Below are 13,076 nucleotides of genomic sequence, written 5' to 3' on the forward strand. Positions count from 1 at the left end.
TTCATCGCTCAGGCCCCTTCGGCAATCCTGCGCTTGAAGTTGAGGATCGATGGCCGTGCAACGGGAGGAGCTTCAACCAGCGCATCGTCCGCCGCGCCGTCCAGGCTCGCGGCCAGCTGCTCGATCGTGACGTTCTTCATGAGTTGCCGCGCATCCACGCCCAGGCCGCGCTCGTTCATTCGCGCGACGATGCGGAACAGCTGCAGGCTGTCTGCGCCGAGGCTGAAGAACTTCTGGTCGATACCGACATGCTGGAGGCCGAGCACCTCGCCCCAGATCGCGGCGATGGTGGACTGCGTCGGCGTCAGGGCCACGGGTTCGGCCGCGGCCGCGACGATCTGAGCCGGTTGGCTCGCCTCTGGGTCGATGGCTGCGGGTTCGATCGGCGCGGGCGTTTGCGGCACGACCTTCAGCGCAGCATGCGGCTGGCGCACTGGCACGGCCACCATGTCCGGCGTCGGCACGGGCAGCGCCTTGCGGTCGAGCTTGCCGTTCGTGGTCTGCGGCAGCGTGTCGAGCGTCATCCAAAGCGTCGGCACCATGTAGGACGGCAGCTGCCCGGCGACATGCGCCGCGACTGCGGCCTGGTCGGGCTTCTGGGAGCCGGAGCCGACCAGATAGCCCACGAGGCGCGGACTGCCCCCCACCGTATGCAGCGCGACGGCGGCTGCGGCGACCCCGGGCACCTTGCGCAGGGTGGCCTCGATATCCTCGATCTCGATGCGGTATCCGCGCAGCTTGATCTGCTGGTCGCGACGGCCCAGGTGTTGGAGCGAGCCGTCCGCGAGCCGCTTCGCAAGATCGCCGGTGCGGTAGAGCCGGCGCGGCGCAGCGCCTTCTATGGCGACCGCCTTGAAGGCCGCATCGGTCAGGTCGGGGCGGTTGAAATAGCCCTTTGCCAGGCCTTCGCCGCCAATCCACAGCTCGCCGCTCACGCCTTCAGGCGCCAGACGCAGGTCGTCGGTCAGCACGTGCAGATCGGTATTGGCAAGCGGCGCGCCGATCACTACCGGTGCGTTCGCAACGACACGCGAGGCGGAAGACCAGATCGTCGTCTCGGTCGGGCCGTACAGGTTCCACACCTCCGCGCCGGTCGCGAGCAGGTCGTCGGCAAGGTCGCGCGGCAGCGGCTCACCGCCGCAAAGGATCTTGAAACCCTTCGGCGCCTCGAAGCCCGCTTCGAGCAGCATGCGCCAGAGTGACGGCGTCGCCTGGAGAACGGTGGCGGCTTCTTCCTTCAGGCGCGTCACCAGCTCGAACCCGGTGCGCACCTCTGCCTGCCCTGCGATGAAGGTCCGCCCGCCGGCGATGAGCGGCAGGAACAGCTCGAGACCCGAAATATCGAAGGAGAAGGTCGTCACCGCGACGATGCTGTCCCTGACCCTGAAGCCCGGCGTGTGCGCCATCGAGAGCAGGAAGTTGCTCAGCGCGCGATGGCCGATCTCGACGCCCTTGGGCTGACCCGTCGACCCGGACGTGAAGATCACGTAGGCCGAATCCGCGTCGGTCACGGTGGGCAGAAGCATGGTCTCGTCGTCGTCCTCCGCGAGGAGTGCCGCCACGTCCAGCACGCGATGCGCGCCCGGTTCGAGCACCGATAGGCTTGCTTCATCGCTGAGGATGGCGGCGATATCGGCGCCATCGAGAATCTGGCGCAGGCGTGCAGGCGGCATCGTCATGTCGAGCGGCACGTAGGCGCAGCCGGCGCGCCACACGGCGATCATGGCGGCCACGGTCGTCGCCGTGCGTTCCATCGCGATGGCGACACGCGAGCCCGACGCGATACCTGCAGCCATGAGCCGGCGGGCGATCTGGTTGGCGCGCGCATGGAGTTCGCCGTACGTCAGGCTCGTCGACTCGTCCGACGCGGCCGTCGTATCCGGGGCCTGCCAGGCTTGCGCGGCGATCAGCGCCGGGGTCGTCTGCGAGAGATCGTAGTCATGCTGGGTCGCGTTCAGCTCGTCTCGGAGATGGTGGATTTCCGCATCGCTTAGCAGCGGCAGTGCTGCGACCGGCGTTTCGGGATCGCGCGCGATGGCCGTCAGCAGGGTTTCGTAGTAACCGAGCCAGCGCTGGATCGTCGTTTCGTCGTAGACGTCGGTGTTGAAGTCGCAGTCGAGACGCAGACCCTGCGCCGATTCGATCACGTTCAGGAAGAGATCGAAATTGCTGTAGGCCTTCGCGTTCGGCGTGAAGTGCGTGGTCACGCCGGCCATGTCGAGTTCGCCGTCGACCTTTTCCAGATTGAACTGCAGATCGGTCAGCGGCAGCCGGTTGAGATCGCGCTTGATGCCGAGGTCGCGCACGAGCGCACCGTAGGTGTAGTTCTGCCGGTCGCCCGCGTCGTAGACGTGATCGCGCACCGCCTTCATGTGCGCGGCGAAGGGCTTCTCGCGGTCGAACTTCACGCGCAGCGGCAGGAAATTGACACAGTGGCCGACCAGCAGCGCCTCGCCGGCCTGGGACTGACCTGCCATCGGCGCGGCGATGACTACGTCGTCATTGCCGGACAGACGGCCGAACAGCACCTGGGCCGCGCCGAACAGCGTGGCGAACAGCGAGCAGCCCTGCTTCGAGGAGGTGGTCTTGACCTGCCTGAGCAGGTCTGCGCCCAGATGGCGGGTCGTCGAGGCGCCGCTGAAGCTCTTGCGCTCCGGGCGCGGACGGTCGCCGGGCAAATCGGGTTGCGGCGCCGGGACGCGATGGACGTTCATCCAGAACTCGCGCGTTTCCTTGTCCACGCCGGCATCGTCCTGGGCCTTGGCGAAGGCGAGGAAGCTCTGCACCTCGTCGAGTTCCGGCTGCGTGCCCCAGACTTGCGCCGCGTAGAGGGCGGCCAGATCGCGCAGGATGATGTTGATCGACCATCCGTCGCACACGATGTGATGCGCCGTGAACACGAACGCCCACTTCTGCGGCTCGAGGCGCACCAATGCCGCACGCGCGAGCGGGGCCCGGGTGAGATCGAAGACCTCGCGGGCTTCCGCATCGATGATGGCCTTGAGCTCACCCGCCGGATCGGCGTGAGCGGAAAGATCGATCGGCACCAGGGGAACCGTCGTTGCAGCGTCGGCGAACATCGTGTCGCCGACGCGCGAGAAGTGGACGCGCAACGCATCGTGGCGCGCGACGGTCGCGGCGAAGGCGCGTTCGAACGCGGCCTCGTTCAACTTGCCATTGAGTTCGAGCGTGAACGACTCATTGAACGCGAGCGAGGCTTCGTGGCCTTGCTGGGCCGACATCCAGATTTCCTTCTGTGGCTCGGTGAGCGGGGACTGCGTGAGCGGCGGTTCGGCCTGCGTGAGCGCCGCCGTGCCTTGCTCGCCGCCGAGAATACCGACGCGCTGGAGCGCGTCGATGCTCGCGATGAAGGCGTCGCCGATCTTGCGAATGTCCTCGTCCGAATGGCTCGTCGTCAGGAAGCAGGGGAAGCCTTCCATGATATGAACGCCGAGGTAGCGCATATACGGATAGAAGAGGCTCCCAAGGCGATCCTCGCCCGAGAGATTCACATAGAACCAGCTCGAGAACGACTCCGCACGCGTGGCGATGCCGACCTTTTCCAGATGCGCGTTGACGCGCTGCACGAGGCCGGCCATGCGTTCGCCTAGCCCTTCCTGCAGCGCCGGGCCGGCCTCCTTGAGGTGCAGGAGAACGGCCTTCATTGCGGCCAGCACCACGGGGTGGCGCACGAACGTGCCTGCGAAGAACGTGGGCGGAACTTCGGGCACCGAAGCATCGCCGAATTGCCATTGCCCGCCGTCGAGCGCATCCATGTACTGCGTGGTGCCGGCGAGCACGCCGATCGGCAAGCCGCCGCCGACCACCTTGCCGTAGGTCGCCATGTCGCCCTGGATGCCCCACAGGCCTTGCATGCCAGCCGGATGGACGCGAAAGCCCGTTACGACCTCGTCGAAGATGAGGGCCGAGTCGTTGGCCGCCGTGACCTCGCGCAACTGCTGCACGAACTCCTTCGGACGCAGATTGGGATGACGCGACTGCACCGGCTCGATCAGGACGGCTGCAATATCGTCGATGTTGGCCTTGATCCACTCGAGGCTTTCGGGACGAGCGTAGGGCAGCACGACCATGTTGCCCACGGAGGTCTGCGGAATTCCGGGAGCAAGCGGGAACGCGCGCGGCACACCCGCTTCGCTGCCGGGCTTCACGAGCACTTCGTCGAACTGGCCGTGATAGTCGCCGTCGAAGCAGACGACCTTGTCCTTGCCGGTGACCGTGCGCGCGAGACGCATCGCCGCCATCACGGCTTCGGAGCCCGTGTTGCAGAACGTGACGCGCTGATGGCCGGTCATCTCGGAGAACATCTGGGCGACTTCGCCCGCGAGCGGCGACTGCGGTCCGATCGCGAAGCCTTCCGCCAATTGTGCGTTGACCGCGGCAACCACGAAATCGGGCGTGTGACCGAACGCGGTCTGGCCGTAGCCGTTGACCAGGTCGATATATTCATTGCCGTCCACGTCCCAGATCTTCGAGCCCTTCGAGCGCTGAGCGACGATCGGATAGACGAGCTCCTTCCATTCCTCGCGGAAGCCGCTGGCAGTGCGCGGATCGGCAAGCACCGCCCGGTAGGACTGCGTGCGCGCCTTGGAGGTGGCGGTTTTGGCCGAATAGCGCGCTGCGAGGTCGGCGATGAACGTCTTTTGGGCGTCGGTCATCTGGCCCGAGTGCGTGGCGCCGGGCTTGTACGCGGTGAAGCGCGATGGACGGCTTTCCTCGAACTTGATTTCAGGGCCTGCGGCGCGCGCGGGTGCGGCGGCAGGTGCGGGCGCGGCGGCTGCAACAACCGGTGCCGCTGCGACGGCTGCGGGCGCCGCGATCTGTGCCGCTGCCGGCTGCGGGACCGTCAGCGGCGCGCCTTGCAGCACCTCGAGTTGACGAGCCATCACCGACTGCATCGCGGCGAGCTGGTCGCGGATCACCGACTGGAGGTCGCCCGTCGCCGGCGCTGTCACAGGCACACCCGCCTGCACTGCCGCGACGGCGGCAGGTGCGGCCGCCGTTTGAACGGCGACTGGCGCAGCAACCGGTGCAGCAACGGGAGCGGGCTCGGCAGGAACTTCCGGATCTGGCGGCATCGCGCCATCGAGGAACTGCGCGAGGGCGGGCAGCGTCGGATAGTCGCTCATGATCTGACGGAAGCTGATCGTGACATCGTAGCGGCGGCGCAGCTGGCGGGACACTTGTCCCATGAACAGCGAGTCGTATCCGAGATCCCAGAACGTCATGTCCGGATTTGAGGTATCCGGTGCTTCGCCGGACATTTCGGCGAGCAGTGACGCCAGTTCGGCAATGAGACGCGGTTTGCGGTCGATTGGGACGGTTTGGGCCATGGCGGTCTGAGGAATCTCGATTAGGGCTTCGGACGGGCCTTCCGCGGCAGTGGCTGGGGCAACGGTCGTCGGCTGGCTGGAAGAAGCGGTTGCCGGGGCATCGATCCAGTGCCGTTCCGGCTCGAAGGGATAAGTCGGTAGCGAAACGCGGCGGCCACTTTCAGCTTGCAGCGTCTTCCAGTTCGGCTTGACGCCGTTCAGCCACAGACGCCCCGTCGCCTCGGCGAGGACGGCAAGCTCGCGCTCGCGCGTCGCGAAATCGGGCAGCGACGCAATCGCACCTTGATGCCGGTCCTTGGGCAGGCCCTGCAAGACAAAGGTCGAAAGCGTGCGGCCGGGGCCGATTTCGAGCAGCAGCGGCTTGCCCTCGGCCGTGATCGTGGCCAGCGCGTCGCTAAAGCGCACGACATTGCGGCAATGGCTGGCCCAGTACTGTCCCGGGACCGGCTGATCCATCGACGCCCATTGCCCGGTCACGGACGACACATACGGGATCTTCGGTCTCGCGAAAGAAAGGCCGTCCGCGACCTTGGCTAGTTCGTCGACGACACCGGACATCATGCGCGAGTGGAACGCATGCGAAGTGTGCAGACGTCGATGTTCGATATCGCGCGCCTTGAGCGTGGCCTCGAATGCCTCGATGGCCGCGAAGGGGCCTGCGACGACGCTGAGCGTCGGCGCATTGATCGCGGCGAGATCGACGTCGGCGGGCAGCATGGGGCTGAGTTCGGCTTCCGACAGGCGCACGACCAGCATCGCGCCCGGCTCGGCTGCCTGCATGAGCGCGCCGCGTTGCGCGATGAGGCACAGCGCGTCCTCGAAGCTGATCGCTTCGGCCACACAGGCGGCCACCAGTTCGCCGACGCTATGACCGATCATGGCTGCGGGCTGGATGCCGCGCGACATCCACAACTGCGCCAGCGCGTATTCGACGAGGAAGAGGGCCGGCTGTGCGTAGATCGTCGAGCGGATGGGGTGCGGGGTATCGTCGCCCTCCGGGGCTTCGCTCAACAGCATCGTCCGGATATCCAGCCCGAGATGCGGAGCCAGTGCCTCTGCGCCCTTGTCGATCCACTCGCGATAGACCGGCTCGGTGCGATAGAGCGCCGCTCCCATGCCCGGATACTGGGCCCCCTGGCCCGGAAACATGAAGACGACTGCAGGCGTGGCCTGCGGCGCTTGCGCCTCGATCGCGCCTTTCTGGAGCTTGGCCCGAGCCTGCTCCACGCTATCGGCGACCACTATCGCGCGGTGCGCAAAATCGCGACGGCCCGTTTGCAGCGTCGCGGCGACGTCGGCCAGCGCGATCTCCGGATGGTTTTCGAGATGCGTGGCGAGATTCGCCTTCGCGCGTTCGAGCGCCGCGGTGCTTCGCGCCGACAGCGGCAGGATATAGAGCCCCTGGCTTTGCGAGTCCGGGGCGTGACGACGAGGCGCCTCCTCCAGCACCACATGCACGTTGGTACCACCGACGCCGAGAGAGCTCACACCGGCGCGGCGCGGCGCGGGGCCGTCCGCCCACGGGCGCGCGGCCACGTTGAAGAAGAACGGGGTGTTGGCCGTGTCGATGCCGGGATTGGGCGAGCGGAAATGCGTGAGCGGCGGCAACGTGCGGTTGCGCAGGGCGAGCGACGCGGCGATGAAACCCGTCACGCCCGCGGCCGCGTCGAGGTGTCCGACGTTGGCTTTCGCCGAGCCGAGCGCGCAGAACTGGCCGCCCTCTGCACCGCCCAGGCGAAACGCCTGTACGAGTCCGGCGAATTCGATCGGATCGCCGAGCGGCGTAGCGGTGCCATGAGCCTCGACATAGCCGATCGTAGCCGGGTCGATGTCCGCTTCGGCGTGCGCGATGGCAATGGCGCGTGCCTGGGCGTCGACGCTCGGCGCGGTGAAGCCGACCTTGTCGGAGCCATCGTTGTTGATGCCGACGCCGCGGATCACGGCATAGATCGGATCGTCGTCGGCGAGGGCGTCTTCGAGACGTTTGAGCAGGACTACGCCGGCACCGCTGCCGAACACCGTGCCCTTGGCATCGGCATCGAACGGACGGCACACGCCGTCGGGCGCGCCCATGCCGCCTTCTTCGTAGAAGTAACCCCGCTTTTGCGGGAAGGTGATCGAGACGCCGCCTGCCAGCGCCATGTCGCAACGTCCCGCTCGAAGATTCTCCACGGCGAGGCTGATCGCGGTGAGCGAGGTTGAGCACGCCGTCTGGACGGAGATGGCTGGCCCCGTGAGTCCAAGCTTGTAGGCGGTGCGCGTGGCAACGAAATCGCCGGCTCCCACGAGCTTTTGATACTCGCCAATCTGGAACTGGCTCGTAAATTCGTCGATGACCGCGCGATCGGACAGGATGTGCTTGAGGAAGTAGGTGTTCATCGAGGTGCCGGCGAACACCCCGACGGGACCTGCGATCGTCGCCGGGTCATAACCAGCATCTTCGAACGCTTCCCACGCAATCTGGAGGAAGAGGCGCTGTTGCGGATCGGTGAGCGCGGACTCGCGCGCCAGCATGCCGAAAAAGCCCGCATCGAAACGGTCGACGTCCGCGAGAATCGGGCGTGCCTTGACGTAGCTTGTATCGCGGCGCAAACCATCATCGAAAGTGTCTTCGAGTTCCGCCACGTCGAAATGCGTGATGCAGTTGCGTCCCGCGAGGATGTTCTGCCAGAGTTCCGAAACATTGCGGGCGCCCGGAAACCGCCCGGCCATCCCCACGACTGCAATGGCTGCGCTTCGCACTTCCGGGCGTTGACGGATCGTCACCTTGCTTGCTGCCGGGAGCGTCGTACGCAGCTGCGCGGCCAGCGCCTCAACATTCGGATGGCGAAACAGATCCACCAGCGCGACCTTCACCGCTACGTCGCGCGCGATGATGGCGTGCGCGCGCATCAGATCGAGCGAGCGCAAGCCAAGGTCGAAGAAGTTCGCACGGCGATCGACGGGTTTGCCGAGCAGGCCTTCGAATACGGTCGCGAGCTTGTCGGCAACGTCGTCGTCGCCGGGCGACACCGTTGTAGATACTTCGGATTGCGTATCGATTTGCGCAAGCAGCGCTTTACGGTTGACCTTGCCGTTGGGCGTCAGTGGAAAATCCGGCAGGACGCGCAGCTCCGAGGGCATCATGTAGTCGGGCAGGGCGGACTTGAGATAAGCGCGGATTGCGTTCAGGAAGACGGTGGCGTCCCCGGCATCGGCTTTCACGAAGCCGGCGATGGCCTTGCCCATGCGGCCGTCGAACGCCGCCACGGCTGCGTCGGCCACGCCGGGCGCCGCGCGCAACGCATGTTCGATTTCGTCGAGTTCGATGCGTTTGCCCGCAATCTTGATCTGCCGGTCGTTGCGGCCGAGAAATTCGATCGCCCCGTCTGCGCGGCGGCGCGCGAGGTCGCCCGTGCGGTAGAGCCTCGCGCCAGGCGCGAAAACGTCGTCGACGAACTTCTCGGCCGTCAGCTCAGGCCGGTTCAGATAGCCGAGCGCGACACCGTCACCGCCCGCGACCAGTTCGCCGACCTCTCCATCGGCGACCGGCACAAGCTTGTCGTCCACGATATGGGCGCTCGTGCCCGCGATGGCGTAGCCGATGGGGATGGCTTCGCCACTGGCGAGCGTCTCGCCGTCACGCGGAATGCGGTAGCAGCAGGTGAAGGTGGTGTTTTCGGTCGGACCGTAGCCGTTGATGATCTGCAGGCCCGGATGGGCCTCCATGACCTTGCGAACATGAACGGGGGACAGCACGTCGCCGCCCGTGAGCGCCTCCTTGAGCGGAAGAAAGGCTTCCAGCCGATGGTCGGCGAGCGCATTGAAGAGGCCAGCCGTGAACCAGGCGCTGGTCGCGCCAAGTCGCGCTATCCCGGACGCGATCGTGTCGAGAGAGGGCTGGACCTCGTTGATGATGGCGGCGCAGCCGCCGTTCAGGAGCGGTCCCCAGATCTCCAGCGTGCTCGCATCGAAGGCGAGCGGCGCGAGGTTCAGGAAGCGCGTGTGAGGAGAAAGCTCGGTGAACGTCTGGCCCTGCACGAGGCGCAGAATCGCGCGGTGCGGCACGATCACGCCTTTGGGCTTGCCGGTCGAGCCCGAGGTGTACATCACGTAGGCAGCGTCGTCACGATTGCAGGCGTAAAGGGGCGCGGGCTCGGCCGCTTCGGCCGCCGCGACGACATGCTCGACATCGACCGACACGCCGCTCAGCTCACCGACGCTGGCAAGCGCCTCCGATTCAGCGATGATGAGCCTCGGTGAGCAGTCGGCAACGATGAAGTCGAGCTGCGCCTTGGGATAGGCGCGGTCCAGCGGGACGTAGACGGCGCCCAGGCGCAGAATCGCCAGCATCAAGGCCAGCGTGTCGCGGCTGCGCGAGACCATGATCGCGCAGCGCTCGCCCGGCTCCAATCCCATTTCGTGCAGGACGGTTGCGAGCCGCGCCGAACGTTCGCCAAGCGCGGCATACTGCTCCTCACCCGTGGCGTCAATCGAAGCAAGACGATTGCCGAACTCGGCACATATGGCATCGAAGCGCGCTGCCACGCCAGGCACATGATCGGTCCCGCCCGGCCAAACGCCTGAAAGTCCATCTCTGTGTGACATTTGCTACTCCCCCACGATTTTGGCGAAGGTCCGGTGCTAAGCAAGGCCTGGCGATGGGCTCGCGGCACTTGCGCAGAACGGCAGCCGGTCACAGGAAGCGCAAGCGCTAGGCGGCTTTGCGCACCGGCTCGTGTCCCAAGTTTGAAATTTGCTGTAGGAGGAAGTTAATCTTCCGCGGGATACCTATCCGTTCGCCGTCGCACACACGATGTGCTGCTGCAACACGTCGCGCTGGGTTGCGAGGGCGCATCCGCGCTCAGGATGCCGCCCGCTTTCCGCCATGCGGGCGGGATTGGCGGCGATTGCGGCGTGGGTTCTCAGTGCGTTTTTTCGGGGCGAAGACCGGTGATTCGGGTGTGGCGTTGTGCGCGGCAGCAAGCGGATCGCGACCATGACGGCGCGCCCGAGGCGTGGCCCAGCTCAGTTCATCTCGATAATCGACCAGCCATGGTGGCGGGCCGCCACGGCTCCCGCGCAGGTCGCACTGGGTGACAGGGAGCGAATGCACCAATGCGAGGCCTCCTGCGCCTCGCCGCCGACAAAGCGCGGTGTAGTGTCCCCGTGAACGGATAGATCGAACTCGAAATGCTCCGGCGGCAGGATGAAGCCCGTGCCGAGCGCCTTCAGGCAGGCCTCCTTGCGCGCCCAGGTTTCAAAGAAAATCGTTTGCCGCTCTGCCGACGGGAGTGCGTCGAATTGTTCGCGCTCTTGAGCGGAGAAGACTTCGAGCGGTATGCTCTCCTCGATCGGACGAATATGTTCTACGTCGATGCCTACCTCCAACCCGCTCGAAACGGCGAGCGCCGCCGTATTTTCGCTGTGGCTCAGGTTGAAGCAGATCCTCCATCCAGCGGGATGGCTCGTGCAAAATGGTTTGCCTTCCGGACCATACTCGAGTGCAACCGCCCGCGCAGAGAGCGCGGCATAGCGGCCAAGAATCTGCCTGAGTTTTCCCCGTCCGGTCACGTACCGGCAGCGATGCAGATCGAAGTGAAAGTTACCGGCCCGTTCGCGCTCCTGCTCGGAAAGCATCTCCCAGTATCGATCAAAATGGCTCCCGCAGGCGTCAAGGTCCCATTGCCAGACATGGACTTCTTGCATGGTTGGCGGCGTGAGTGGCGACGAGGACATTGAGGGCCTGGTTCGACTTGCGGTGGGAAGTGTCGGTGCGGCACCGGGCTTCGCGCGCCACCCGGTTGAATGCGCAACTAATGGCACACGCACCAGAGAATGTACAGATACAACTCGCGCGGATTTGTTGGGCAACCCACGGAACAACACTTGCGACACGGCCTACGATTCGTCAGAACGTGATGCAATTACGCTGCACCTGCGTGCGCGCATCCGTACGGAGATCGACGAGTCGACGCGGCAATTGCCGAAACGAGATGTCGACACAAAATCTGTGAGGCTCTCCGAAAATTAGCTCGGCTGCATGGTCCTTTGCGACTCGATGCGGCGCCGGACGAATCATCTATTGCTTTTGCTTCCGGAACGCCTCTCGCTTACGTTCGTTTTTGAACTGCGTCAGCTCCATGGCGTTTGAAAGAAACCGGGCCGAAGTCAGGGAGGAAGATTTGTCAATCATATATGTATGAATTAGTAAGTATGTTTAATGATTACGTAATGAATGTCGCGGCGTCTACAGTGGATGGATATGTTCCACGGTAAGGAAGGTAAGAATAAGTGTGGTCGACGTGCTACCAGATCAGGATCGATAGTCCTACTCTTTGCACGAGGAAATTGTCGAAATTCAGGTTCGAGGTGCGGGATGCGATGTGACTTTGACAATGGCTACAACGTGAGTGTGATAATTCCACACTACAAGAGCGTTGATTTGCTTTGGCTAGCCATAGAATCGATATCCAGCCAAACCCATGTTCCGCGGGAAATTATTGTTATAGACGACGCATCGGGGCTGCAATTCGACTTGCCGAGTCATTGCGGAGACGGAATTGCCTTGCGCCTGATCCGCGAGAGCGTGAATCGGGGGGCGGCGTGGTGCCGAAACAGGGGCATCGAGGAGGCCGCCGGCGATCTGATTGCTTTTCTGGACGCGGATGACCGTTGGCTGCCGAACAAGCTTGAACGATGCATCGCTGCGCTAGGCCCCAAGCCTCCCGAGAGCGAGGTGAAGGTGCTGTTCAGCAACGTCATGCTAATCGACGGAAGCCGGCGCGTGCTGGGCAACCGGTCGCCCTATGATGGCCAGCCGATGTTTGATTTCATCTTGCTCGAGGGCGGATACGTTCAAACCTCGTCCATTGTGATGTGGCGTCATCAGTATCCGTTAATTCGCTTCGATGGGTCTTTGCGTCGCCATCAAGACTGGGATTTTGCCATTAATGCTGAAATGGCGGGCTGTGCATTTATCTATGTGCATGATGCTTTGGTGGAGTATTCGTTAAGTGGAAGCCCAAGGCGGATATCGCGGGAGACAGATTGCGAGCCAAGTCTGGTATTTTTGGGGAAATACGACAGGTATATGTCAAGAGGGCATGCGTCCTCGTTTATATTCAACGTTTTGATTTGCAAGAATCTAAATCTTTTTCTAAGGCTAAATATTATAGGAAGAATAATATCGAGAGAAGTCGTCATTCCGGGTAAGGGCTGGTGGCTGTTGTTCGTGAAGCTGATTATTGGAAGGGATGGCGTGAATTTGATAAAGCGACTGACGTTGAAAATCTGAATCCGCAAACGGATTAATTGATGTATTCGTTGATTCGCCCTACTACCCGGCGGCATGACGCCGCTAGCAGGCGAATTGTTCAGGACCGGCTAGAGGCCAGTAAAAAAGATCCTGTGAGGGGCTGCTCAGCTACGGCGATCCCGGCTACGACCCCGACACACATCGCCAGCACTTGCGTGATCTTGGCATCAGACCGGTGATCGCACGACGTCGAACTGAACATGGCAGCGGTCTGGGGAAATTCCGCTGGATAGTGGAATGGACTTACTGGCGGCTCAACAACATCCGGCGTCTTTTGTATCCGATTCGATCATCGTAGCGACATTCACGAGGCATTCCTCAAATTTGCTTTCTCGCTCGTCTGCTGGAGCAAATTCAAACGAGCCGAGTCGGCTTTTTGAACCGGCCTCTTAGTTTTAGGAAAGAGTGGGGCGAGTGCGCAAAGAAGC

General features: G+C 63.6%; 3 protein-coding genes and 1 pseudogene. 2 read left to right on the forward strand and 2 right to left on the reverse strand.

The annotated features are described in order from the left end of the window. Positions 1-8: 8 nt before the first annotated feature. Both BMI01S_RS20035 and BMI01S_RS20040 read right to left on the reverse strand, forming a co-directional pair. Complete coding sequence (locus tag BMI01S_RS20035; protein ID WP_051381451.1) at positions 9-9,938, reverse strand: hybrid non-ribosomal peptide synthetase/type I polyketide synthase; 9,930 nt, start codon at positions 9,936-9,938, stop codon at positions 9-11. A 420-nt stretch (positions 9,939-10,358) separates the two neighbouring features. Next, on the reverse strand, positions 10,359-11,039 hold the full coding sequence (locus BMI01S_RS20040; protein WP_244145371.1) for a 4'-phosphopantetheinyl transferase family protein: 681 nt from the start codon (positions 11,037-11,039) through the stop codon (positions 10,359-10,361). Between the two features lie 700 nt (positions 11,040-11,739). Between BMI01S_RS20040 and BMI01S_RS20045 the strand changes: the two genes are divergently transcribed. Together BMI01S_RS20045 and BMI01S_RS43075 are read left to right on the forward strand one after the other, a co-directional pair. Further along, positions 11,740-12,627, forward strand: coding sequence for a glycosyltransferase family 2 protein (locus BMI01S_RS20045; protein WP_244145370.1), 888 nt, complete (start codon positions 11,740-11,742; stop codon positions 12,625-12,627). Positions 12,628-12,757: 130 nt separating this feature from the next. Further along, a pseudogene (locus BMI01S_RS43075) lies at positions 12,758-13,028 on the forward strand (IS5/IS1182 family transposase); the annotation flags it as partial. Positions 13,029-13,076: the final 48 nt, after the last annotated feature.

Origin of the sequence: Paraburkholderia mimosarum LMG 23256 = NBRC 106338 (genome assembly GCF_000739815.1) — a bacterium.
GTDB classification, from domain to species: domain Bacteria; phylum Pseudomonadota; class Gammaproteobacteria; order Burkholderiales; family Burkholderiaceae; genus Paraburkholderia; species Paraburkholderia mimosarum.

Excerpts from the sequence above, each read along its gene's own strand:
- BMI01S_RS20040 (WP_244145371.1), bottom strand. The coding sequence starts at position 11,039 with ATGCAAGAAGTCCATGTCTGGCAATGGGACCTTGACGCCTGCGGGAGC.
- BMI01S_RS20035 (WP_051381451.1), bottom strand. The coding sequence starts at position 9,938 with ATGTCACACAGAGATGGACTTTCAGGCGTTTGGCCGGGCGGGACCGAT.